Below are 21,870 nucleotides of genomic sequence, written 5' to 3' on the forward strand. Positions count from 1 at the left end.
TTTCTTTTTTCCAACCAAACAACTGCTTACGAGTCCTGGCTTAGTCTGTTGTGGGCGGAGATGTTGATAACGGTAGGTCGTAGTGCCGAGCCATGCTCGGCAGAGGCTTGCCCGGTAATGCCCCAGCCGAGCATGGCTCGGCTCTACAGGTCAGGAACCCGCATCAAGCCGCGAAGAGCGAACCCCTCCCCAGCCCTCCCCTTGGCTGCACCAAAGGGAGGGGGCAGTGGCTGCTGCGACTTTTTGACGCACTGCGACATCCGGTCACATCCGTTCTTAACCAATACAGGACCAGAATCGCCCCAATTAATGAGAGCGGAGAAGCGGCCGTGGAAGCGCTGCTGTTGTCGCGGATCCAGTTCGGATTCGTCGTGAGTTTTCATGTGCTGTTCCCGGCCTTCACCATCGGCACGGCCAGCTGGTTGGCCTTCGTCGAATGGCGTTGGCTGCGCACCCGTGATCCGGTCTGGCGTGAGCTGTTCTTCTTCTGGCAGAAGATCTTCGCGGTGTCCTTCGGCATGGGCGTGGTCAGCGGCATCGTGATGGCCTTCCAGTTCGGTACCAACTGGCCGCGCCTGAGCGAAGTGGCCGGGACGGTGATCGGGCCCTTGCTGACCTACGAGGTGTTGACCGCGTTCTTCCTGGAAGCCAGCTTCCTCGGCGTGATGTTGTTTGGCTGGGAAAAGGTTTCGCCGCGCCTGCACTTCTTTTCCACCTGCATGGTGGCGCTGGGCACCTTGTTTTCCACCTTCTGGATCCTGTCTTCCAACAGCTGGCTGCACACGCCGGCCGGCTACTCGCTGGTCGATGGCATCGTGCATCCGCAGGACTGGTGGCAGATAGTCTTCAACCCGTCATTCCCGTACCGGTTGGCGCATATGGCGCTGGGTTCGTTCATCACCACCTGCTTCGTCATTGGTGGTGTGGGCGCCTGGTATCTGCGCCGCGGCGTGCATGTGGAAGCCGGCCGCAAGATGCTGGTTGCCGCCGTTGCATTCGCGGCGTTGACGGTGCCGGTGCAGATCTTCGTTGGCGACATGCACGGCTTGAACACACTCGAACATCAGCCGATGAAGATCGCCGCGATGGAAGCGCACTGGCATGAGACCGCGCCGGGCGAAGGCGTGCCGTTGGTGGTGTTCGCGGTGCCCAACGAGAAGGAAGAACGCAACGATTACGAGATCGCCATTCCCAAGCTGGGCAGCGTGATTCTGACCCACAGCCTGGACGGCACGTTCGCGCCACTGACCTCCGTGCCGGCGAGCGAACGGCCACCGGTGGTGCCGGTGTTTTACGCGTTCCGCATCATGGTCGGGCTGGGCTCGTTGATGCTGGTGCTGGCGTGGATCTCGGCATTCCAGCTGTGGCGTGGACGTCTGCTGCAGTCGAAGTGGCTGCTGCGTGGCTGGAACTGGATGCTGCCCAGCGGCTTCATCGCGCTGGTGTCGGGTTGGTTCGTCACCGAGATGGGTCGGCAACCGTGGGTGGTCTATGGCTTGCTGCGCACCGCCGATGCGGTGGGCACGCAGAGCGTGTGGATGACCGTGTTGTCGTTGACGGTGTACGTGATCGGTTACCTGTTCGTGTTTGGCTGGGGCATCTGGTACTTGGTCAAGATCATGCGCAGTGGCCCTGCGCAGCATGATCAACCGCCGCGCGACGATGGCATGCATACCCCGGCGCGGCCGCTGTCCGGCGTCAATGAACCGCTGGAGGAGCGCTGACATGGAAATGACAACCTGGCTGCCGGTGGCGTGGTTCGCGGTGATTGGCTTCGGCGTGCTGATGTACGTGGTGCTGGACGGTTTCGTGCTCGGCATCGGCATCCTGGCGCCGTTTGCCGAGGACGAGCAGCAGCTCGATGTGATGATGAATACCGCCGCGCCGATCTGGGACGGCAACGAGACCTGGCTGGTGCTGGGCGGCGCAGGGCTGATGACGGCCTTTCCCAAGGCCTATGCGGTGCTGCTGTCAGGGCTGTACCTGCCGGTATTGCTGCTGGTGATGGCCCTGGTGTTCCGCGGCGTGGCCTTTGAGTTCCGTTTCAAGGCGCATCGTTCGCGGGCGATCTGGAGCGTGGCCTTTGCCTTGGGCTCGCTGCTGGCCGCGTTCGCGCAAGGTGTGATCCTGGGCGCGCTGGTGCAGGGCCTGCCGATGCAGGACGGGCATTACAGTGGTGGTGCGTTTGGCTGGTTCAGCCCGTTCTCGATGCTGACCGGGGTGGCGGTGGTCACCGGTTATGCGCTGCTCGGCAGCACCTGGTTGATCCTCAAGACCGAGGGCCGCGAGCAGGCGCTGGCGCGCTCGCTGACCCGGCCGTTGATGGTGGCGGTGATCGTGTTCATGGGCCTGGTCAGCACCTGGCTGCCATTCCTGCAGTCACGGGTGATGGAGCGCTGGTTCAGCGACGGCAACTTCTGGTGGCTGTCGCCGGTGCCGCTGCTGACCCTGGCCGTGGCGGTGGCGTTGTGGCGCAGCGCGATGCATCCGCGCCGCGATCTGCCGCCCTTCCTGCTGACCCTGGCCTTGTTCGTGCTGGGCTTCATCGGCCTGGTACTGGGCATGTGGCCTTACCTGCTGCCGCCCACGTTGACCCTGTGGCAGGCGGCCGCGCCGGTCTCGTCGCTGGCATTCAGCCTGGTCGGGCTGGCCGTGCTGCTGCCGGTGATACTTGGCTATACGGTGTGGTCCTACAGGGTTTTCCGCGGCAAGGTGACGGCTGATACCGGCTATCACTGATCCCGCTCCTGCTTAACCACAATGCCCGGCCCGGCTTGCCAGCCGGGCCGGGCAGGGCCAAGCTGGCCGCCCTGTCGTGGCTGCGGCCGCGACGGACACTCCTTCAAACGAGGTCCTCGCAGTCGCATGTCGGTTGTTTCTGAGCATTTGCCCTCCACCTCGCGCCATCCGCTGGCCCAGGGTCCATTGCACCGGTTGTTGGCCAGTGGCGGTGGCCAGTCGGTCGATCTGCAGACGTTCTTTGAACATGTGCGGGGGCTGGCGGCGGTGCTGCCGCCCGCACAGCACGCGGTCAATCTGTGCGACGACCGTTATCGCTTCCTGGTGGCGTTCTGCGCCATCGCGCTGCGCGGGCAGGTGAACCTGCTGCCGTCTTCACGCGCACATGCGGTGGTGGCCGACGTGCAGCAGCGTTACCCGCAGACCTATTGCCTGGGCGACGATGCGCAACAGCCGTTGCCGCCGGGTGGGTTCCTGTTGCCGGCGGTATTGCCGCGCCTGGCCGGCGAAACGCCGACGCTGGGTGAGGATCAGCTGGTGGCGATCGGTTTCACCTCGGGCAGTACCGGCACGCCCTGCGCCAACAGCAAGACCTGGGGCTCGTTCCTGGCCAGCACCGCGCAGAATCTGCAGGCCCTGCGCAGCCTGTGGGGCGATGCCCAGCCGGCACTGGTGGCAACGGTGCCTTCGCAGCATATGTACGGCATGGAGATGGCCGTGCTGCTGCCCTTGCTGGCACCGGCTACCTTGCAGGCCGGGCGGCCGTTCTTTCCGCAGGATGTGGCGCTGGCATTGGCTGAAGTGAGCGCGCCACGGGTGCTGATCACCACCCCGGTCCACCTCAAGGCATTGGTTGAATCCGGCGTGCAGCTGCCGCCGCTGGCCGGCATCGTCACCGCCACCGCGCCGTTGACTCAGGAACTGGCGGCGGCTGCCGAGCAGGCCTTCGCCACCGAGGTGCGGGAGATGTTCGGTTCCACCGAAACCTGCATCTTCGCCCGTCGCCGCACCGCCCTGGAGACGGCCTGGACGCTGCTGCCCGGGGTGCGGCTGGAGCCGCAGCCGGACGGCACGCGGGTGCATGCAGCCCACCTGGCCGCGCCGGTGGTGCTGGCCGATCTGGTGGAGTTGTTGCCCGATGATCGCTTCGTGCTGCGTGGCCGTCGCGCCGATCTGCTGGAAATCGCCGGCAAGCGCGCCTCGCTGGGGGACCTGACCCGCAAGCTGCAGGCCGTGCCCGGGGTGGTGGACGCAGTGGTGGTGCAGCTGGCGCCCGAACCCGGCCATGCGGTCGGACGCATCGCCGCGCTGGTGGTGGCACCGGCGCGCGAGGAGGCCGAAATCCTGCGTGACCTGCGCGAACTGATGGACCCGGTGTTCCTGCCGCGGCCATTGCGCAAGGTGGCGGTATTGCCGCGCAACGACACCGGCAAGCTGCCGCGTGATGCGGTGTTGGCGCTGTTGCGGCACTGAACCTGCGGAGTGCCGGCGAGTGCAGCGCCGGCGCCTGCTCAGGCGTCGTGGACGCCGTCTATCTCAACCCGCAGATCGCGCCGGCACACGGCCGCATGCAGCACGATGTAGGGCACCTGCGGCGGCAGATGTGCGGCCAGCATCGCGCGCACGCTGGCGACTTCGTCGGCATCGCGCACATACACCTTGAGCCGGCTGCCTGCGCCGAAATGCGCAGGCAGGCTTGGCCGCTGCGCACGTGCCGCACCGATCAAGGCGTCGAAATTGGCAAAGGTTTCCTGCAGCTGGCGCTGCGTGCAGTCGCCATGCAGGGTGGCGTGGCCGACCACGCTGGCGGTGCCGGACAACAGCAGCGGCAGGCGGCTGCCGGTGGCGGCAAGCATGGCCCGGGCAAAGCTGGGTGACTGCCGGCCGTACTGGCGCGGGTAGCGGTAGGCGCTGACCTGGCGCGGGTTTTCCAATGGCGTGCCGGCGCTGCGCGCAGCCAGCCAATACACCTGCAGCACCCGCACGCCATCGAGCCGGCCGATCGCGGTGGCCGCAGGCAGGGTGGTGGTGTCGATGTCACCGATGCCACGCGCACGGCCGACGCAGAATTCGCGGTAGCGCTCGTTGTCGCCTTCGCCATCGGTGATGGCGTCCAGGTAGTTCCAGATCCGCAGCAGGTGTGGGTATGCGTGCGCCGGCAAGGTCTGCAGCAGCTGCGCGTAGGCCTGCTCGGCGGCACCGGTGATGCCGCCATGCGCGTTTTCGTCGACCTGCAGCGCGCCGAACATCAGTGCGCCATCGCTGGCCCAGGCCACGCCGTTGGCGTCGCGGCCGCAACTGACCGGCTTGTCGCTGCGCCACACTTCCAACTGCGCCATGCCGTCGGCCTGCAGGCCTACCTGCAGGTAGCGCGGGTCATCGCTGGCCGGCGCTGCGCTGCCGGCGTGGAAACCGAAGACGGCCAGCACCTGCGGGTCGGCCAGCAAGGCCGGCAACAGCGCCGGGTCGGCATAGTCGATCTGCAGCGAGGCGGCCGCCGCCGGCGAGGTCTGGGCGTTCATATCAGCCTCCCGTGACATTGGCAGGCAAGCAGGCGGAGCACGGCTGGATGAGGCAGCTGGAATGGAGCGGGAACGTCATTGCACGGCGTATCGGGCATCGCAGAGACGGCAATGATACCCCGCGTTCTGTACCCGTAATGCTTGCGCAACAGTCGACGATGCCGGATCGTTGCGGCTCTATTTGCCGTAGGTATGGAAATGTCGCAACAAAATGAAGCCGAGCGCGAGCTGGCCGGGTTGCTGGTCGAAAGCCTGAACCTGGAAGAGGTGGACCCGGCCCAGATCGACCCCGAGGCTGCGTTGTTCAATGAAGGCCTGGGCCTGGATTCGATTGATGCGCTGGAGCTGGCCCTGGCCATCAGCAAGCGCTATGGCTTCCAGCTGCGCTCGGACAACGAGGACAACCGCCGCATCTTCGGCTCGCTGCGCGCCCTGTCGGCGCACGTCCAAGCCAACAAGACGATTTGAACGCGGTGAGCGCTGACCGCCCTGAACCCGGCCAGGGGCCGGTGGCGTTGGCGCTGCGGGTGCTACTGCTGCTGGCCTACCCGGTGCTGTCGCACGTGGCGAGCCTGCGCAACGAGGGCATGTGGGCGGCGGCGGCCCTGGCCGGGCTGGTGTTGCTGTGCCTGCTTGAACCGTTGGCGCGGCTGCGGCCCTGGGCCTGGACCGTATTGCTGGCATCGTGTGCGTTGTTGTGGTGGCTGGGCGGCTCGGTATGGGCCTGGATGCTGCTGCTGGCCCCGCCGGTGGTGTTCCCGCTGCTGGTGGCCTGGGGTTTCGCGCGTTCGCTGCTGCCTGGGCAGATTCCCTTGATCACCCGCATCGTGTGCGCGCTGTATGCGCGTGCTGGCATGCCGGTGACGGTGCCGCTGGAGCGTTATACCCGGCGCCTGAGCTGTGCCTGGGCGGTGGTATTGCTGATGCTGGCGCTGATCAACCTGGTGCTGGCGATGAGCGCCGTACCCGACGGACTGCTGGCTGCCTTCGGTATCCAGCCGTGGTGGCCGGTGACCCATGAGCAATGGTCGTGGTGCGCCAACATCGCCGATTGGGGGCTGATTGGTGGCTTCTTCGCGCTGGAATATGCGGTGCGCTCGCAGTTGTTTCCGCAGCGGCCGTACCGCAATGCCTGGGATTTCATGCGCCAGATGGGCCAGCTGGGCCCTGCCTTCTGGCGTGACCTGCTGCGCTGAACGCCAAGGCTGCCGGTATCCTGTCGTCAAAAATAGCGGGTACAGCACGCCATGCGTTTCAGCATTCCTTCCGATCACCCCTGTTTGCCCGGGCATTTCCCGGGCCGGCCATTGGTGCCCGGGGTGGTGTTGCTGGAGCAGGTAATGCTGGCGGTCGCCGCCGATAGCGGTCATGCCATTGGCGCCCTGCGCCTGCCGCAGGTGAAATTCATGGCGCCGCTGCTGCCTGATGAAGAGGCCAGGGTGGAACTGGAAGGGCAGTCGCCACGCTGGAAATTCCGGGTCCTGCGTGACGACCGGCTGCTGGTGCGCGGCGAACTGGTATTGGCCGGGGCCGGCCTGCCGGCATGAACGAGACCGACTGGAAGCATCGTCCCGAAGGGGGCGGACGTGCAGCGATCCGTTTGATCGGCGGCATCGCCCGCCATGGTGGGCGCGGCATCGCCCGCGCCTGCCTGTATCCGATCACCCTGTACTTCTACTGCGTGCGTGGCGCCGAGCGGCGTGCCTCGCGCGACTACCTGCAGCGCCTGCGTGGCCACCGCGTGGGCGCCTGGCAGATCGCCCGCCACATCCATACCTTCGCCGCCACCATTCTTGACCGGGTCTTCCTGCTGGCCGGCCGTACCGCGCTGTTCGATATCCGCACCAGCGGTACCGAGCCGCTGCTGCAGCTGCTGGGCGAAGGACGTGGCGTGCTGGTGTTCGGCTCCCATCTGGGCAGCTTTGATGCCCTGCGGGTGCTGGCCAGGATGCGCCCGGACCTGAAGCTGCGGGTGCTGATGGATCGCGCGCACAACGCGGCCATCACCGAGTTGCTGGCCGAACTCGATCCCAGGCTCGCGGACTGCATCATCGATGCCGGGCAGGACGGCACCGCGATCGTGCTGGCCATCCAGCAGGCGCTGCAGGATGGCGCGATGGTGGCCTTGCTGGTGGACCGTGCGCGGCCGGGCGAGCCCAGCGTCGCCGCGCCGCTGCTGGGCAGCGATGCCGCATTTCCGGCAGCGCCGTGGTTGATCGCCAGTGCGCTGAAGGCCCCGGTGATGCTGGCCTTCGGCCTGTACCGCGGCGGCAACCGCTATGACCTGCGCTTCGAATCGTTTGCCGAGGTCGTGGATATCCCGCGCCCGCGTCGCAACGAGCTGTTGTCCGCGCTTATCCACCGTTATGCCGGCAGGCTGGAGCATCACCTGCGGCAAGCTCCCTACAACTGGTTCAACTTCTATGATTTCTGGCATACCAACGACCCTGCGACATCGGCTCGCCTGCCTGCTGAGCGGCCTGCTGCTCAGCAGCCCGGCCCTGGCCAGCGGCATTGATGCGGCCTGGATCCTGCGCCAGCTGGCGCAGCCGGCGCCAAGCCAGACCAACTTCGTCGAGCTGCGGGGCTCGGCACTGCTGAAGGAACCGCTGCGGGTTGAAGGCCAATACCGGCGCCCCGATGCCGGCACCCTGGTGCGCGAGGTGCGCGCGCCGTATGCCGAAACCACCACCATTGGCAATGGACAGGTCAGCATTGCCCGTGCCGGCAAGCCGCCGCGTGTATTCGCACTGCAGCGGGTGCCCGAGCTTGCCGATCTGCAGGCCAGCTTTGGCGCCATGCTGGCCGGTGACCTGGCCGCGCTTGAACAGAGCTACCGGCTGCAGGCTTCGGGCAGCGCGCAGCACTGGCAGCTGCAACTCACGCCCAAGGCCGATGCCTTGGCCCGGCGCGTGCGTGCGGTGACCCTGCACGGGCAGAACGCGGAACTGCGCTGCATTGAAACCCAGCCGGCCAAGGGCGATGTGCAACGCACCCTGCTGGGCGGCGCTGCCGCGGCTGCGGCCAACGTGACGCAGGCGGCTGCATTGAGCGGCCTGTGCGCTGCCGGTGCCACGCCTTGAAGCTGACGTCCAGCCGGCGCATCGGCCTGGCCATTGTCTGGTTGCTGCTGCTTGGCGTGCTGGGCATGTGGGTCAGCAGCCGCATCCAGGTCAGTGGTGATCTGCGCAAGTTCATGCCCGATGCGCGCACGCCGGCGCAGAAGCTGCTGCTCGACGAGCTGGGAGAGGGCCCCGGCGCGCGCCTGCTGCTGGTTGCGCTGTCCGGTGCCGCACCCGAGCAGCTGGCGCAGCAATCGCGGGCACTGCGCGAGGCGCTGGCCAGCGACGCCCAGTTCGAGCTGGTTGCCAATGGCGAACAGGCCGGGCTTGAGGCGTTTCCGGAGCAGCTGCTGCCGTATCGCTACCTGATCGATGCATTGCCGGCGGACGCGTTCTCCAGCGCCAACCTGGGCGAGGAACTGCAGGCCCGCCTGCAGGACCTGGGTTCACCTGCCGGTGGCCTGATCGAGCCGCTGCTGCCCTCCGATCCCACCTTGCAGGTGCTGCGTGTGGCCGAAGCGCTGCAGCCGGCCAACGCGCCGCAGCGTATCGACGATGTGTGGTTCGACCGCGCCGGCAAGCAGGCCCTGCTGCTGGTGCAGACCCATGCCGCAGGCTTTGATCCCGGCGCACAGCAGTTGGCGGTGGACACCATCAACAGCAGTTTCGCCGCCATTGCTGGCGACAGTAGCAGCCGCATCGAGCTCAGTGGCCCGGGCGCGTTCTCGGTGAAGATCGGCAACCGCACCGCCAGCGAAGCCGGCATGATCGGTACGCTGGACACCATCGGCATGATCCTGCTGCTGTGGTTTGCCTACCGCAGCTGGAAGATGCCGATCCTCGGCTTCCTGCCGCTGGCCAGCGCCGGCCTTGCCGGCCTGTGCGCGGTGGCGCTGGGCTTTGATGGCGTGCACGGCATCACCATCGCCTTCGGCTTCACCCTGATCGGCGTGGTCCAGGATTACCCCATCCATTTCTTCAGCCACCAGCGGCCGGGCCGCTCGGCATGGGACAACGTGCGCGCGCTGTGGCCGACCTTGGGCACCGGCGTGATCGCGACCTGCATCGCCTACCTGACCTTCCTGTTCTCCGGTGTGGATGGCTTGAAGCAGCTTTCGGTGTTCACCATCACCGCGCTGGCCACGGCGGCCTTGGCCACGCGTTACCTGCTGCCGGCGCTGATCGATCCGGCCACGCGTGATTTCGCCGATTCCGTGTGGTTGGCGCGTCTATGGCAGCACACCCAACGCCTGCCACGGCCGCGCTGGTCATTGGCCGTGCTCGCCGGTTTGGCGGTCGCGGTGGTGGCGCTGGCGCCCGGTGCGTTCTGGCAGAACGATCTGGGCCGGCTGACGCCGGTGGATCCGCAGGACCTGGCGCGTGATGCGCAGCTGCGCAGTGAGTTGGGTGCGCCGGACGTGCGTTACCTGATCACCGTGCGCGGCAACGACGCGCAGTCCGCGCTTGCTGCCAGCGAGCAGCTGCGGCCTGCACTGGACGCGCTGGTCGCCAATGGCGAGCTGGAGCGCTATGACATGGCAGCGCGCTACCTGCCCAGCGCCGCGACCCAGCGCCAACGCCAGCAGCAATTGCCCGACGAGGCGACATTGCGTGCGGCACTGGCCAGCGCGGTGGCAGGCACGCCCTTCATCGATGACGCTTTTGCACCGTTCGTCGCCGACGTGATGCACGCACGCGCCGCGCCCCCGCTGCAGCCGGCGGATCTGCATGGCACGCCGCTGGCGACTGCGGTCGATGGCCTGCTGCTGCAGGGCGAGGGCCATGCCATTGCACTGGTATCGCTCAGCGGCCTGCATGATGTGGCAGCCGTGGCCAGTACCGCACGCTTGCACGGCGCGCAGCTGCTGGACATGAAGCAGGCCTCCGAATCGCTGGTGGCCGACTATCGCAGCCGCGTGTTGCTGGCGCTGGCCGTTGCCGTGCTGTTGCTGGCGCTGACCGTGGGCATTGCATTGCGCTCGCCACGACGGGTGCTGCGGGTGCTGCTGCCGATGCTGCTGACCACCTTGCTGGTGCTGGCGGTACTGCGCGGATTGGGCGTGGAGTTGAACCTGTTCCATCTGATTGGCCTGATCCTGGCTGCCGGGCTGGGCCTGGACTACGGCCTGTTCTTTGAACATGCCGGCGACAGCCACGCCGACCAGCTGCGCACCCTGCACGGCCTGCTGGTGTGCAGCGTGATGACGCTGCTGGTGTTCAGCCTGCTCGGCCTGTCGTCGATCCCGGTGCTGCGCGCGATCGGCAGCACGGTGGCGCTGGGCGTGGTGTGCAATTTCGTATTGGCCTTGTTGATATCGCGGCATCCGCTGCAGGAGGCTGGCAATGCTGGGGCGTGATGAAATCCTGCAGCTGGTTCCGCACCAGGGCGGCATGTGCCTGTGGGACGAAGTAGTGGAGTGGTCGCCACAGGCGATCACGCTGCGTGCCTTCAATCACCGTGATGTGCAGCACCCGCTGCGCCGTGGCGATCAACTGGCGGCTATCCACCTGTGCGAATACGGCGCGCAGGCGATGGCCGTGCACGGTGGCCTGCGCGGTCGCGAACATGGCGGCGCGGTGCGGCTAGGTGTGCTGGTGGCGCTGCGCGATGTGCAGCTGCATGTGGCGCGTATCGATGATCTGGCCGGTGCGCTGGAGGCCTGCGCGCAGGTGCTGGTGGAAGCAGAGGGCAGCCAGCAATATGCATTCCGCATCCATCACCAGGGCCAGCTGCTGGCGGAAGGGCGTGCCGCGGTGATGCTGCAGTTGCCGTGACAATCAATCAGACACAGCGGAGCAATCCCATCATGAGCAAGCAACGACGCGCGCTGGTAACCGGCGGCAGTGGCGACCTGGGCGGAGCGATCTGCCAGAAGCTGGCTGCGGACGGCGCGCATGTGATCGTGCATGCCAACGCAAACCTGGCACGTGCCGAGGCGGTGGTGGCACAGATCCTTGCCGATGGCGGCAGCGCGCAGGCGGTGGCCTTCGATGTCGCCGATGGCGAGGCGGTCAGCGCTGCGCTGGAAGCGCTGCTGGCCGATGGGCCGATCCAGATCGTGGTCAACAACGCCGGCATCCACGACGACGCACCGATGGCCGGCATGGACGCGCAGCGCTGGCGGCGGGTGATCGACGTCAGCCTCAATGGCTTTTTCAACGTCACCCAGCCGTTGCTGCTGCCGATGGCGCGTACCCGCTGGGGCCGCATCGTCAGCGTCTCGTCGGTGGCGGCGGTGCTGGGCAATCGCGGCCAGACCAACTACGCCGCCGCCAAGGCAGGCCTGCACGGCGCCAGCAAGTCACTGGCGCGGGAAATGGCCAGTCGCGGCATCAGCGTCAATGTGGTCGCACCCGGGGTGATCGAAGGGCAGATGGCGGCCGATGCCTTTCCGCCGGAGCTGATCAAGCAGACCGTGCCGGCCGCACGCGCCGGCAAGCCGGAGGAAGTGGCTGCACTGGTTGCCTTCCTGTGCAGCGATGCGGCCGGTTACATCAACGGCCAGGTGATTGGCATCAACGGCGGCATGGGCTGAGTGCGCTGACTCAGCTGCCGGCGTCGGTGCTGTCGATGACCGGCGGATTGCGGCGGATGCTGCGGTAGACGCGCCAGACATGGCCGTGACGCAAGGCCAGCAGCACGATGTGGCTGGTGATGCGATACAGGTCCTGCAGTGGCCGGAAGTGGCTGGGGCGGAACTGCTCGTCGGTGTCAGCGCAGCGGTAACGCGATTCGATCGGCACCGACACGCAGCGCGTGCCCAGCTGCCGCGCCGCCGAGATCACCACCTGTGCCTCGAACACGAAACCCTCGGCCGATATGTCGCGCAGGGCGATCACCTCGGCCGGGTAAAAGCGCTGCCCGCTCTGGCTGTCGGCCACCTGGTAGTGCGTGCCCCAGGCGATGCCCCAATCGCCGAATTCGTTGGCCAGGCGCCGGTACAGCGGCTGCGAGGCGCGCTTGCGCAGGCGCGCACCGATGATGATGCAGCCGGGGTGGCGATTGGCGCTGGCAAGTAGGCGCGGCAGGTCTGCGGCAACGTGCTGACCATCGCCATCCAGGGTCAGCACACCTTGCAGGCCACGGCGGCTGGCTTCGGCAAAGCCGCTGCGCAGCGCGTGGCCCTTGCCCATGCGCTGCGGGTGCCGCAGCACGCTGACCGGCAGGTCGGCGATGCAGTCGGCGGTGCGGTCGGTGGAGCCGTCATCGACGACGATCACATGCGGGAAGTACCGCAGCGCGTCTTCGACGACCTGGCGAATGCGCAGTTCTTCGTTCAATGCCGGAATGACCACGGCGACGTTGTCAGCCGAAAGCGGGCGCGGCTCACTCATGGCGGATACCGAGTTCCAGCCACTGATCGACGCCGGCGCGGAGCCATACGCTCTCCCGGTCCATTGCCAAGGCTTCCAGAAACGGCAGTGCCGGGTGCATCGCGTTGTTGCCGAACAACTGCAGCAGCGGACCTTCATCACTGCACTGCACTGGCGCCGCAGGCATCTGGGTGTGCAGGGTGAGTTGCAATGTGGGCAACCCCGCACACGCCTCGCGGGAGAGCACAAACGCCGCACCGAGCAGGCCGGTGCTGGGCGATACCTCGGCCGCTGGTCCGCTGGCGTTGCCGTCATAGGCCACCAGCAGCACCGCTTCCTCACCGGCATTCAGCTGCACCATCGCTTCCAGCAGGCCCTGCGCAAAACTGTAGTTGCCGGCGCTGATGGCGGTGGCCGCTACATGCGCACCGGCGCCGATGGTCCAGTAACCGGCTGCAGCGTTGTGCACCGAATTGTGGAATTTGGTCGGCGAGATGGCGCGCGGATCATCCGCCAGCGTGGCGCACATGTAATCGGTGATGGTCAGCTCGCCGTGGGTGGAGGTGAACACCGCCGGCAGTGCGGCCGGTGCACGATCGGCCGCTTCACAGGCGGCCAGCGCAGCCTCCAATGCCACCGCCACGGTACCGGGTGCGCGGCGCCGCTCATTGGCAGCCAGCAGCTGCGGCGAGGGCCGCGCCGGCGGATCGAGCGGGCGTTCGCCCTTGCGCATCCAGGCGCAGGCGCTGTCCCAGTCGGGCAGGCCGGTGCCCCAGAAACCGATACCTTCCACGTTTGCTTGCAACATCTGCTTCATCCTGCCTTGCCGAATACCAGCGAGCAGTTGTTGCCGCCGAAGCCGAAGGAATTGTTCATTGCGTAGTTGATCTGCGCATGGGCGTTGTCAAAGCGGATCTGCGGGCCGCAGGCGGGGTCGGCAATCTCGCTGTTGAGCGTACCCGGCAACAGGCCGTCCTCCAGTGCCAGCAAGGCGAACACCGATTCGACGATGCCGGCCGCGCCCAGGGTGTGGCCGGTCCAGCCCTTGGTCGAGCTTGCATGCAGGGTGGCCGGGAACAGCGCGGCTACTGCCGTGGCTTCGATGCTGTCATTGGCCGGCGTCGAGGTGCCATGCAGGTTCAGGTAACCCACCGCGTCGGCGCCGATACCGGCGCGTTGCAGCGCGGCCTGCATGGCCAGCCGTGCCCCCAGCCCTTGCGGGTGCGGGGCCGACATATGGTGGGCATCGCTGGATTCGCCATAGCCGGACAGCTGCAGCGGGGTGGCCGGGCTTGCGTCGGCGCGTTCAAGTACCGCGTAACCGCCGGCTTCGCCCAGCGACAGGCCGACCCGGCGTGCGTCGAAGGGCTGACATGGTGTTGGCGCCACCAGCTGCAAGGCGTTGAAACCGAACAGCACGCTGCCGCACAAGGTGTCCACACCGCCGACCAGGGCCGCATCTGCCAGGCCGGCATTGATCAGGCGTGCGGCCTGGGCAAAGACCTTGGCGCTGGATGAGCAGGCGGTGGCGACGGTGACGCAGGGGCCACCCAGGCCGGTTGCGGCCTGCACGAAATCCCCCAGCGAATGCGGGGTATGAATGCGCGGACGTTGCAGCGACGGCGGGAAATGCAGGCTGCCATCAGCCGCTGTTTCCAGCTGGCTGTAGGCCTGTTCGGTGGCGCCGATACTGGACGTGGAGGTGCCCATGACCACCGCCACGCGGCCGGCGCCATGGCGGGTGCGGACCTGATCCAAGGCCGCCAGGACGCCATCCTGCTGCAAGGCGTGCCAGGCCAAGAGGTTGTTTCTGCAGGAGAATTCCGCAAGGTCCGGCGGCAGTTGCTGCTCCTCCAGCGCGTCCACCCGGCCAATCCAGCACGCCAGGAGCGCATCGCCGAAGTCATTCGGTCGCAGCCCACTGCGTTTTTCATGCAGGGCTTGCCGTTGCGCGTCCAGGCCGGCTCCCAACGCGGTTGTGGCGGTATAGGCAAGGATGTTCAGCGGCGCCAGACGCGGCGGTGATGCAGACGTCACGTGAGCTTCCATGGGTTCGACGGGGCGCGAGTATATAGACAGGGCACGGCCAAGCCATCCGGCAGGCGGCCCGCATGGCCGCGTCTAGACAAAATCTTGATGTAAATGAATGTATAAGAGCCTTGCGAATTCATTTGCTTGTTGACGCTCCGCCTTTCAACAGCGCCGGATTTCCGACACAATCTCCGACTCCCGATGCAGGGCCAAGCCCGCTGGCATGCAAGCTTACGTCTATAAAAGCCAACGCAAGCAGGACACCTACGTGTACCTCGCCAAGCGTGATGATTTCGATGTTATCCCGGCTTCGCTGGGCAACACTTTGGCGCCGTATACCTTCGTATTGGAGGTGGCCCTGACCCCTGAACGTCGCCTGGCCCAGGCCGATGTCGCGCTGGTGCGCGCCAATCTGGCCGAGCGCGGTTTCCACCTGCAGGCGCCGCCGTTGCCACTGGCACCGGTGAAGATCGCCCGCATCGACGGTCGCGATGACTGAAGCATTACGTAGCCGCGTAGTTGCCGCCGCGCTGGGCCTGGGGGTGTTGTTGACCCTGGCCACGGCGTTCGGTGGCGTGGTCGCGGCTGTGTGCGGTGTGCTGGCCCAGCCGGCGTTCGCACTGGCAGTGTCGTGGTGGCGGCGCAGCCGCACGGTGACGCCGTCGCTGGCAGTCTTCAAACGCGAGCTTCCCGGCCTGTTGGGGCTGTGGGCTGGCGGTGCGGCAGTGGTGGCGGTATTGGTGTCCTGGCCGCTGGCGGCGCTGCATGACAGCGGCAGCCTGGCGGCGGTGCTGGCATTGAGCATCGCGGTCAGCGTGGCGCTGCTCGCCTTGTGGCGTACCTGGCCGCTGTGGCACGCGATGGAGCGTGAAGACAGCTCGCTGCGCATGCAATGGCAGGCCTTGAGTGGCCGCAGCCTGGATTCCTGGCATGGGCTGGGCGCAGCCGCCCTGGTCCTGCTGCTGTGCGCGGCCATCGTTGCACCGGCCTGGCCGGGCCTGGTCGCTGCTGGCCTGCGCTGGCCGCTGGCCATTGCCACCGCCTTGGTCGCCCCGTTGCTGCATCAGCTGCTGCAGTCGATGCGCAGCGCGCCGGTAGCCGGGGCAGGCAAGAGCAGCAGCGTGCAGCAGCCGGCGTTTGATCCGTTCGCCGAGGCGCTGGCCGAGCCGGCGCCGCTGGAACCCATCGCCCAGCACGAGCTGGTGCCGCAGCTGTATGACGCCGCCCGCGGCGGCCGCATTGATCGTGCCCTGCAGCTGCTGGACGCCGGTGCCGATCCACATGCACCGGCGCCGGCCGACTCGCGCGACCAGCGCAGCCTGGCGGTGCTGGCGGCGGTATTGCCGGACCTGCGTCTGCTGCGTGCCCTGATCAGCCGTGGCGTCGACGTCAACCAGGCCCATCGCGGCATGACCCCGTTGCTGGCGGCCACCCGCGACAGCTGGCACGGTCGCCCCGAGGCGGTGATGACCCTGCTGGCCAACGGTGCCGATCCGCGTACCCCTGATGCCGATGGCAATACGCCGCTGCATCACGCCGCACGCAGTTCCGATCCGGGCGTTGCCGCCTTGCTGCGCGACGCCGCTGCCGAGATTGATGCGCTCAACAACGATGGCCACAGCCCGTTGGCGGTGGCCTGCCAGGCCGGCAACTGGCGGCTGGGCAAATTCCTGCTGGAACGCGGTGCCAAGGTCGAGCCGGCCGATGGCGTGCCGGTACTGGTACAGGCCGCGGCCACCGATGACGATGACCCGGCCGGTGTGCAGCTGCTGCTCAAGCACAAGGCGCGCTTGGATGCGCGCGACCGTCAGCGCCGCAGTGCGCTGCACGAGGCCGCGTTGGCCGGCCATGTGGATATCGTCGAAACCCTGCTCAACGCCGGCGCCAATGTGGAGCCGCGCGATGCCGCCGGCCGCACGCCGTGGCTGGACGCGGCTTCGCAAGGCCATGCCGCCGTGCTGGAACGCCTGCTGGCGCACAAGCCCGATGTGCACGCCGTTGATGGTGAAGGCAGCAATGCGGTGTTGCTGGCCAGCCGCGCCGAACATGTATCGGCCGCGCTGATCCGGCGCCTGCTGGATCTGGGCATTGCCGCCGATGGCGTGGGCAGTGATGGCCGCCGCGCCATCGAGCATGCCGCCGCGGCGGGCCGTTGGAGCATCGTCTCGCTGCTTGACCCGAGCTATCCGTTGCCGGTTGCCGTCAGTGACGCGGCCAGCAATGTCGATGGCGCGGAAGGTGATGCCGTGCCGGTGCTCAATGATCGCGCGCCGTTGGCCTTGCTGCGCGAGGCGCTGGTATTCGGCAACGTTGATGGCATGGCGCCGTTGGCCAAGCTGTGTGCGGCCGATGAACTGGGCGGCCTGCTGCACGATCCGGAGTTGGCGCTGCAGCCGCGCGTGGTGGAATGGCTGCTGGGCCAGGGCGCTGCGCCGGAAGTACTCGATGCCTGTGGTGATACCCCCATGTTTGCCCTGCTGTCGCGTGGCGTCGATGCGATTCCCACCCTGCAGGTATTGCTGCAGCAGGGCGTGTCGCCGGCCGGTCGCGGTGGCCTGACCCGCTTCCTGGCGGCCTGCGCGCAGCACGACCACGGCGCACGCAGCACCGAGCAGTTCGCGCTGGAATTGCTGGAGCGTGGTGCCGATCCGTTTGCCGCCTCGCCGGCTGGTGATCCGGCCTTGTCGCTGGCCGTGCGCCTGGGCTGGTTGAAGCTGCAGCAGACGCTGTTGCTCAACGGGGTTGATCGCGAAGCCCGCGACAGCCACGGCATGACCGCCTTGCATCTGGCTACCGCACTGGCCCGCGAGTCCGCACTCAAGCAGCTGGTGCTGCAGGGTGCATCGCCCGATGCACGCGCCGCCGATGGGCAGACGCCGCTGGGTGTTGCGTTGTCCAGCGGCCGTCGTGATCTGGCCGATCTGCTGGACTGGCGCGGCTGGCAGCTGCCGTTGCGCGCGCTGCGGGATGCCGACGTCGCTGCGGCGGCGATGGCCGGCGATGCCGATGCGGTGCGTCGCCTGCTCAATCTTGGTTTCGCCGTCGATGCGGTCGACGCGCAGGGCTGCACCGGCCTGCTGCGTGCAGCTGGCGGCGGTCATGGCGCGGTGGTGGACCTGCTGCTGTCGCGCAGCGCCGATCCGCAGCATGCCGCGGCCAGTGGTGCCACGCCGTTGTCGGCGGCGGTGAGCATGCGCCAGACCACGATCGTCGCAGCGCTGCTCAATGCTGGCGCCAAACTCGAACACCGCCTGCCCGGTGGCGTCACCGTCTTGATGCTGGCTGCCGCGCTGGGCCTGCCGGACATCGTCGCGCGCCTGCTCACCGCCGGTGCCGATGTGCACGCCGGCGATGACCAACAGCTGGCGCCGCTGCATTGCGCCGCGCTTTATGGCTTCACGTCGCGTGATCGCTCACGCCTGCTGGCCTTGCTCGACACCTTGCTGCTTGCAGGCGCCGAACCGGACCAGGCTTCGGCCGGCACGGTAACGCCGTTGCTGTTGCTGCTGGGCGCACGCGCCGAGCCGGGCACGGCCTGCGACGAGAGCGTGGTGCTGGCTGCGGTGGAACGCCTGCTCGACGAAGACGTGTCGCTGGACGTACGCGACCCGCGCGGCTTCGGCCCGCTGCACCTGGCCGCACTGCATGGCCTGCCGCAACTGGTGCAGCGCCTGCTGCGTGCCGGTGCCGATCCGGAAATGCGCGATGCGATCAACCGCACCCCGCGCGACATCGCCATCATGCGTGGCTTCATCGATGTCGCCGGCGAGTTCGAGCCGGCAGTGCCGGGCGTGTCGTCGATGGCGCGCTTCCTGCGCGATCACAGCTGATCGCATTGCCTGGGCTGGTTGCAGTCGCGAGTGACGCGGTTCCTGCAGCGTGCAATGTCAGCAAGCAACGGCACTTCGAATGCAGTTGAAAACAAGGGCGCCAATCGGCGCCCTTGTTGTGTCAGCTCACGCGCAGGACTTACTTGCCTGCGCCCGGTGGTACCCAGATCGCCACGCCGGCGGCGCGCTTCTGCTGGGTGGGGATGCCGACGCTGAGGCCACCGGCGGTATGGCGGCCAAAACTGCCCGCACCCACCGACATGCCAACCGGCGAGCCACCGGCGCCCACGCCCATCAGGATCACGCCGTTGGCGCCGAGTGCAGCGGCCTCGCGCTTGAGCCGGGCAATGGCGGCATCGGTCTGGCCCTGGGTGCCAAAGCCGACTGCGCTGGAGGATTCAAGCTGGGCGATCTCCACCGAACCGGCCGGTGGGGTGGAATAGATCTGTACGCTGGCCGGGTCCACCGGCGCGCGCGCCTGGCCCAGCATGACCTTGGAGGTGCTGGCGCAACCGCCCACGGCCAAGCTGGCGCCAAGGGCGAGAGCAGCAATAGCGAGTGCAGGTTTCATGGTTTCACTCCCCGGTGATCGTTAATTGCGGATGATCCATGGCGACGGCTGAATCAGTCGAGAACTTCCGGCCAGCGCGAGGGCCTTTTGCTTCGCACCTGTTCCCGGCTATCTTGCAGTCTGTATTTGGTGGAGGAAAGCACATGGGGCTGATCAGCCTGATTTGGGGAATTATTGCCCTGTTGTGGATGATTCTGGCTTTTATTCCGCTATTGGGCTGGGGCAACTGGGTTCTGATCCCGTTCGCGGCGGTGGGCGCGATCATCGCCGCCATCGGCCTGCTGTTCACCCATGCCAGCAAGCGCGGCCGGGCCAAGACCGGCCTGCTGCTCAACGCGATTGTCATTGTTGTGGGCGTGATCCGCCTGAGCATAGGCGGTGGCATCATCTGATACGGGGCGGGGCAGGGGCCGGCGTGGTACAGCCGGGGGGCGTAAAATAACGGGGCTGGCCGGAGGCCCTCCGGCGCCCTTTGCCTGTTGCAGGCAGCTTCCGCTTCCCGATGATCATCCGCCCCCGTCCTACTGGCTGGCAGCTGCTGTACATCCTGCGCGGCTCCATCGTGCCGGCCATCGCCCCCAAGGTGCTGGCCATTGGCGTGCTGGCGGTGCTGGTGGCGGCGTTCAGCCGCAGCTGGCACCCCCTGGGAGGCAGCGGCCTGTCGGTGGTGCCGTTCACCCTGCTGGGCCTAGTGCTGTCGATCTTCCTGAGTTTCCGCAACAACGCCTGCCACGACCGCTGGTGGGAAGGCCGCAAGCTGTGGGGCCAGTTGCTGATTGAATCGCGCAGCTTTGCCCGTGAGTCCGCCGCGCTGCTGGCTGCCGAGCCGCAGCTGCGCCAGCGCAGCACCCGGCTGGTGATCGGCTTTGCCAGTGCCCTGGCGGCGCGCCTGCGTGGCCGCGATGAGCTTGCTGCCTGCGCGCCGTGGCTGCAGCCGGACCAGGGCGCGGTACTGGCGCGGCGCAATATTCCTGATGGCGTGTTGAACCAGCTGGCCAGTGAACTGGCTGTGCCGCTGCGCGAAGGCCGCTTGGATCCGTATCTCTACGCCCAGTTCGAAGCGCGCCTGCATGGCATGGCCAGCGTGCAGGCCGGCTGTGAGCGCATTGCCGGCACGCCGCTGCCGTTTGCCTACACCTTGCTGCTGCACCGTTGTGCCTGGCTGTTCTGCGTGCTGTTGCCGTTCGGCCTGGCTGGCGCGCTGGGCTGGGCCACGCCGGTGGTATCGATGCTGCTGGCCTATGCCTTCTTCGGCCTGGACCAGCTCGGCGAAGAGATGGAAGAGCCGTTCGGCCTCGAACCCAACGACCTGCCGCTGGACGCCATGGTGCGTACCATCGAAATCGATCTGCTTGACGCGCTGGGCCACAGCCCGCTGCCTGAGCCATTGCAGCCGCAAGGCTACCGGCTGCAATAACCCTGTTTCCAGAATCAAGGAGTACCGCGATGATCCATCCTCAGTACCGCCCGCGCCGCATGCGTCACGATGAATTCTCGCGCCGGCTGATGCGCGAAAACACGCTGACCAGCAACGATCTGATCTGGCCGGTATTCGTGCATGAGCTGGATGGCCGCACGCCGGTAGCGTCGATGCCGGGCGTGGACCGCATGTCCATCGATGAGCTGCTGCGTGAAGCCGAGCAGGCGCTGGAACTGGGCGTGCCGGTGATCGACCTGTTCCCGGTGATCGACCCGTCGCGCAAGTCGTTGGACGCGGCCGAAGCCTGGAACCCGGATGGGTTGGCGCAGCGCGCCGTGCGCGCACTCAAGCAGCGCTTCCCCGAGCTGGGGGTGATGACCGACGTGGCACTTGACCCCTACACCACACACGGCCAGGACGGCATCATCGACGACACCGGCTATGTGCTCAACGACATCACCGTCGATGCGCTGGTCAAGCAATCGGTGTCGCATGCCGAAGCGGGCGTGGACATCATTTCGCCATCGGACATGATGGACGGCCGCATCGGTGCGATCCGTACCGCGTTGGACGATGCACGGCATATCAACGCGCGCATCATGGCTTATTCGGCCAAGTACGCCTCGGCCTTCTACGGCCCGTTCCGCGATGCGGTGGGTAGCTCCGGCAACCTGGGCAAGGCTGACAAGAAGACCTACCAGATGGACCCGGCCAACAGCGACGAAGCCATGCGCGAGATCGCGCTGGATCTGGACGAGGGCGCCGACATGGTGATGGTCAAGCCGGGCATGCCTTACCTGGATATCGTGCGCCGGGTGAAGACCGAGTTCGGCGTGCCGACCTTTGCGTACCACGTCAGTGGCGAGTACGCGATGTTGAAGGCGGCTGCGGCCAACGGTTGGCTGGACGAGCGCAAGTGCGTGCTGGAGACGATGATCGGCTTCAAACGTGCCGGTGCCGATGGCGTGCTGACTTATTACGCACCGCAGATCGCGCGTTGGTTGAAGGAGGCCTGAGATGAATGTTCCCGGTCTTGAGGGCTACAACTGGGCGGTGTGGCTGATTGGCGTGCTGGTGTTCGCCGTGGTGATCGGCGTGTTCATTGCCGCCATCGTGCGCGCCGGCAAGCGTCCACCGCAGCTGCATTCCGCCGCCGAGCGGCTGCAGCGCGAGGCAGGGCAGGGTACGGATGTGCAGGCCAAGCTGCGCGAGCTGGATCTGCGCAGGCAGGGCGGGCAGATCAGTGAGACCGATTACGAGGCGATGCGCGCTGCGGTGTTGGCGGGGAAGTAGGTTTTGCACGTTCTGCCGCGTTGGCGCGACGGCGTTTGCAGGTTTGCTGGTGCTGGAAGCTTTGGAGCAGGAGCACCCCTCCCCAACC

22 protein-coding genes are annotated in these 21,870 nt (G+C 66.8%); 17 read left to right on the top strand and 5 right to left on the bottom strand.

The annotated features are described in order from the left end of the window. Positions 1-329 precede the first annotated feature (329 nt). From ABB27_RS03910 to ABB27_RS03920, 3 genes are all read left to right on the top strand, one after another. Positions 330-1,724 carry a cytochrome ubiquinol oxidase subunit I gene (locus ABB27_RS03910; protein ID WP_057626927.1) on the top strand — a complete coding sequence of 465 codons (1,395 nt, stop codon included), beginning with the start codon at positions 330-332 and terminating at the stop codon, positions 1,722-1,724. A gap of 1 nt (position 1,725) precedes the next feature. Next, complete coding sequence (cydB, locus tag ABB27_RS03915) at positions 1,726-2,739, top strand: cytochrome d ubiquinol oxidase subunit II (protein ID WP_057626928.1); 1,014 nt, start codon at positions 1,726-1,728, stop codon at positions 2,737-2,739. Between the two features lie 126 nt (positions 2,740-2,865). Beyond that, positions 2,866-4,212 (top strand): AMP-binding protein, encoded by a 1,347-nt coding sequence (locus tag ABB27_RS03920; protein ID WP_057626929.1) that lies wholly within the window; start codon positions 2,866-2,868, stop codon positions 4,210-4,212. A gap of 38 nt (positions 4,213-4,250) precedes the next feature. Here the strand turns inward: ABB27_RS03920 and ABB27_RS03925 are convergent, their stop codons facing one another. After that, on the bottom strand, positions 4,251-5,261 hold the full coding sequence (locus ABB27_RS03925) for a chorismate transformation FkbO/Hyg5 family protein (RefSeq protein ID WP_057626930.1): 1,011 nt from the start codon (positions 5,259-5,261) through the stop codon (positions 4,251-4,253). Between the two features lie 198 nt (positions 5,262-5,459). Between ABB27_RS03925 and ABB27_RS03930 the strand changes: the two genes are divergently transcribed. From ABB27_RS03930 to fabG, 8 genes are all read left to right on the top strand, one after another. Further along, complete coding sequence (locus tag ABB27_RS03930; RefSeq protein ID WP_057626931.1) at positions 5,460-5,729, top strand: phosphopantetheine-binding protein; 270 nt, start codon at positions 5,460-5,462, stop codon at positions 5,727-5,729. Positions 5,730-5,734: 5 nt separating this feature from the next. Continuing rightward, positions 5,735-6,457, top strand: a complete 723-nt coding sequence (locus tag ABB27_RS03935; protein WP_244479129.1) for a ketosynthase — start codon at positions 5,735-5,737, stop codon at positions 6,455-6,457. A 51-nt stretch (positions 6,458-6,508) separates the two neighbouring features. Next, positions 6,509-6,808 carry an ApeI family dehydratase gene (locus tag ABB27_RS03940; RefSeq protein ID WP_057626932.1) on the top strand — a complete coding sequence of 100 codons (300 nt, stop codon included), beginning with the start codon at positions 6,509-6,511 and terminating at the stop codon, positions 6,806-6,808. Further along, positions 6,805-7,779, top strand: coding sequence for a lysophospholipid acyltransferase family protein (locus ABB27_RS03945; RefSeq protein ID WP_057626933.1), 975 nt, complete (start codon positions 6,805-6,807; stop codon positions 7,777-7,779). The genes ABB27_RS03940 and ABB27_RS03945 overlap by 4 nt, the downstream gene beginning before the upstream one ends. Next, positions 7,685-8,344, top strand: coding sequence for a LolA-related protein (locus tag ABB27_RS03950; protein ID WP_244479130.1), 660 nt, complete (start codon positions 7,685-7,687; stop codon positions 8,342-8,344). The genes ABB27_RS03945 and ABB27_RS03950 overlap by 95 nt, the downstream gene beginning before the upstream one ends. Before the next feature lie 65 nt (positions 8,345-8,409). Beyond that, positions 8,410-10,680, top strand: coding sequence for an MMPL family transporter (locus tag ABB27_RS03955; protein WP_152984439.1), 2,271 nt, complete (start codon positions 8,410-8,412; stop codon positions 10,678-10,680). Next, positions 10,667-11,098, top strand: a complete 432-nt coding sequence (locus ABB27_RS03960; protein ID WP_057626935.1) for a hotdog family protein — start codon at positions 10,667-10,669, stop codon at positions 11,096-11,098. Before ABB27_RS03955 ends, ABB27_RS03960 begins: the two co-directional genes overlap by 14 nt. Before the next feature lie 29 nt (positions 11,099-11,127). Beyond that, complete coding sequence (fabG, locus tag ABB27_RS03965) at positions 11,128-11,859, top strand: 3-oxoacyl-ACP reductase FabG (protein ID WP_211263666.1); 732 nt, start codon at positions 11,128-11,130, stop codon at positions 11,857-11,859. 10 nt (positions 11,860-11,869) lie between these two features. Here fabG and ABB27_RS03970 read toward each other — a convergent pair whose 3' ends face one another. From ABB27_RS03970 to ABB27_RS03980, 3 genes are read right to left on the bottom strand one after another with little or no spacing between them, the layout of a single operon-like run. Continuing rightward, a complete protein-coding gene (locus ABB27_RS03970) occupies positions 11,870-12,658 on the bottom strand; it encodes a glycosyltransferase family 2 protein (RefSeq protein WP_057626937.1) in 789 nt (262 codons plus the stop codon). Beyond that, positions 12,651-13,445: a beta-ketoacyl synthase chain length factor gene (locus ABB27_RS03975; protein WP_057627041.1), complete on the bottom strand. Its 795-nt coding sequence runs from the start codon at positions 13,443-13,445 to the stop codon at positions 12,651-12,653. Before ABB27_RS03975 ends, ABB27_RS03970 begins: the two co-directional genes overlap by 8 nt. Positions 13,446-13,450: 5 nt before the next feature. After that, positions 13,451-14,650 carry a beta-ketoacyl-[acyl-carrier-protein] synthase family protein gene (locus ABB27_RS03980; protein WP_057627042.1) on the bottom strand — a complete coding sequence of 400 codons (1,200 nt, stop codon included), beginning with the start codon at positions 14,648-14,650 and terminating at the stop codon, positions 13,451-13,453. 241 nt (positions 14,651-14,891) lie between these two features. Here ABB27_RS03980 and ABB27_RS03985 point away from each other — a divergent pair, with 241 nt between their 5' ends. Both ABB27_RS03985 and ABB27_RS03990 read left to right on the top strand, forming a co-directional pair. Continuing rightward, on the top strand, positions 14,892-15,167 hold the full coding sequence (locus ABB27_RS03985; RefSeq protein WP_057626938.1) for a YcgL domain-containing protein: 276 nt from the start codon (positions 14,892-14,894) through the stop codon (positions 15,165-15,167). Then, positions 15,160-18,498 carry an ankyrin repeat domain-containing protein gene (locus ABB27_RS03990; RefSeq protein ID WP_057626939.1) on the top strand — a complete coding sequence of 1,113 codons (3,339 nt, stop codon included), beginning with the start codon at positions 15,160-15,162 and terminating at the stop codon, positions 18,496-18,498. The genes ABB27_RS03985 and ABB27_RS03990 overlap by 8 nt, the downstream gene beginning before the upstream one ends. 139 nt (positions 18,499-18,637) lie before the next feature. Here ABB27_RS03990 and ABB27_RS03995 read toward each other — a convergent pair whose 3' ends face one another. Beyond that, positions 18,638-19,069, bottom strand: a complete 432-nt coding sequence (locus ABB27_RS03995; protein ID WP_057626940.1) for a hypothetical protein — start codon at positions 19,067-19,069, stop codon at positions 18,638-18,640. Between the two features lie 143 nt (positions 19,070-19,212). Between ABB27_RS03995 and ABB27_RS04000 the strand changes: the two genes are divergently transcribed. The 4 genes from ABB27_RS04000 (at position 19,213) to ABB27_RS04015 (ending at position 21,782) form a co-directional block, all read left to right on the top strand. Beyond that, positions 19,213-19,461 (top strand): hypothetical protein, encoded by a 249-nt coding sequence (locus ABB27_RS04000; protein WP_057626941.1) that lies wholly within the window; start codon positions 19,213-19,215, stop codon positions 19,459-19,461. A 110-nt stretch (positions 19,462-19,571) separates the two neighbouring features. Then, entirely contained in the window at positions 19,572-20,486 is a 915-nt protein-coding gene (locus ABB27_RS04005) for a bestrophin family protein (RefSeq protein WP_057626942.1), read from the top strand. A 29-nt stretch (positions 20,487-20,515) separates the two neighbouring features. Then, positions 20,516-21,505 (top strand): porphobilinogen synthase, encoded by a 990-nt coding sequence (gene hemB / locus ABB27_RS04010; protein ID WP_057626943.1) that lies wholly within the window; start codon positions 20,516-20,518, stop codon positions 21,503-21,505. Between the two features lies 1 nt (position 21,506). Continuing rightward, positions 21,507-21,782: a hypothetical protein gene (locus ABB27_RS04015; protein ID WP_057626944.1), complete on the top strand. Its 276-nt coding sequence runs from the start codon at positions 21,507-21,509 to the stop codon at positions 21,780-21,782. Positions 21,783-21,870 lie beyond the last annotated feature (88 nt).

The sequence above is a fragment of the Stenotrophomonas terrae genome, from assembly GCF_001431465.1.
Classification (GTDB): domain Bacteria; phylum Pseudomonadota; class Gammaproteobacteria; order Xanthomonadales; family Xanthomonadaceae; genus Stenotrophomonas; species Stenotrophomonas terrae.

What these genes read in the sequence shown, in the direction of transcription:
- cydB (WP_057626928.1), top strand. Translation starts at nt 1,726, where the DNA reads ATGGAAATGACAACCTGGCTGCCGGTGGCGTGGTTCGCGGTGATTGGC.
- ABB27_RS03920 (WP_057626929.1), top strand. Translation starts at nt 2,866, where the DNA reads ATGTCGGTTGTTTCTGAGCATTTGCCCTCCACCTCGCGCCATCCGCTG.
- ABB27_RS03925 (WP_057626930.1), bottom strand. Translation starts at nt 5,261, where the DNA reads ATGAACGCCCAGACCTCGCCGGCGGCGGCCGCCTCGCTGCAGATCGAC.
- ABB27_RS03930 (WP_057626931.1), top strand. Translation starts at nt 5,460, where the DNA reads ATGTCGCAACAAAATGAAGCCGAGCGCGAGCTGGCCGGGTTGCTGGTC.
- ABB27_RS03940 (WP_057626932.1), top strand. Translation starts at nt 6,509, where the DNA reads ATGCGTTTCAGCATTCCTTCCGATCACCCCTGTTTGCCCGGGCATTTC.
- ABB27_RS03945 (WP_057626933.1), top strand. Translation starts at nt 6,805, where the DNA reads ATGAACGAGACCGACTGGAAGCATCGTCCCGAAGGGGGCGGACGTGCA.
- ABB27_RS03950 (WP_244479130.1), top strand. Translation starts at nt 7,685, where the DNA reads ATGATTTCTGGCATACCAACGACCCTGCGACATCGGCTCGCCTGCCTG.
- ABB27_RS03955 (WP_152984439.1), top strand. Translation starts at nt 8,410, where the DNA reads ATGTGGGTCAGCAGCCGCATCCAGGTCAGTGGTGATCTGCGCAAGTTC.
- ABB27_RS03960 (WP_057626935.1), top strand. Translation starts at nt 10,667, where the DNA reads ATGCTGGGGCGTGATGAAATCCTGCAGCTGGTTCCGCACCAGGGCGGC.
- ABB27_RS03970 (WP_057626937.1), bottom strand. Translation starts at nt 12,658, where the DNA reads ATGAGTGAGCCGCGCCCGCTTTCGGCTGACAACGTCGCCGTGGTCATT.
- ABB27_RS03975 (WP_057627041.1), bottom strand. Translation starts at nt 13,445, where the DNA reads ATGTTGCAAGCAAACGTGGAAGGTATCGGTTTCTGGGGCACCGGCCTG.
- ABB27_RS03985 (WP_057626938.1), top strand. Translation starts at nt 14,892, where the DNA reads ATGCAAGCTTACGTCTATAAAAGCCAACGCAAGCAGGACACCTACGTG.
- ABB27_RS03990 (WP_057626939.1), top strand. Translation starts at nt 15,160, where the DNA reads ATGACTGAAGCATTACGTAGCCGCGTAGTTGCCGCCGCGCTGGGCCTG.
- ABB27_RS03995 (WP_057626940.1), bottom strand. Translation starts at nt 19,069, where the DNA reads ATGAAACCTGCACTCGCTATTGCTGCTCTCGCCCTTGGCGCCAGCTTG.
- ABB27_RS04000 (WP_057626941.1), top strand. Translation starts at nt 19,213, where the DNA reads ATGGGGCTGATCAGCCTGATTTGGGGAATTATTGCCCTGTTGTGGATG.
- ABB27_RS04005 (WP_057626942.1), top strand. Translation starts at nt 19,572, where the DNA reads ATGATCATCCGCCCCCGTCCTACTGGCTGGCAGCTGCTGTACATCCTG.
- hemB (WP_057626943.1), top strand. Translation starts at nt 20,516, where the DNA reads ATGATCCATCCTCAGTACCGCCCGCGCCGCATGCGTCACGATGAATTC.
- ABB27_RS04015 (WP_057626944.1), top strand. Translation starts at nt 21,507, where the DNA reads ATGAATGTTCCCGGTCTTGAGGGCTACAACTGGGCGGTGTGGCTGATT.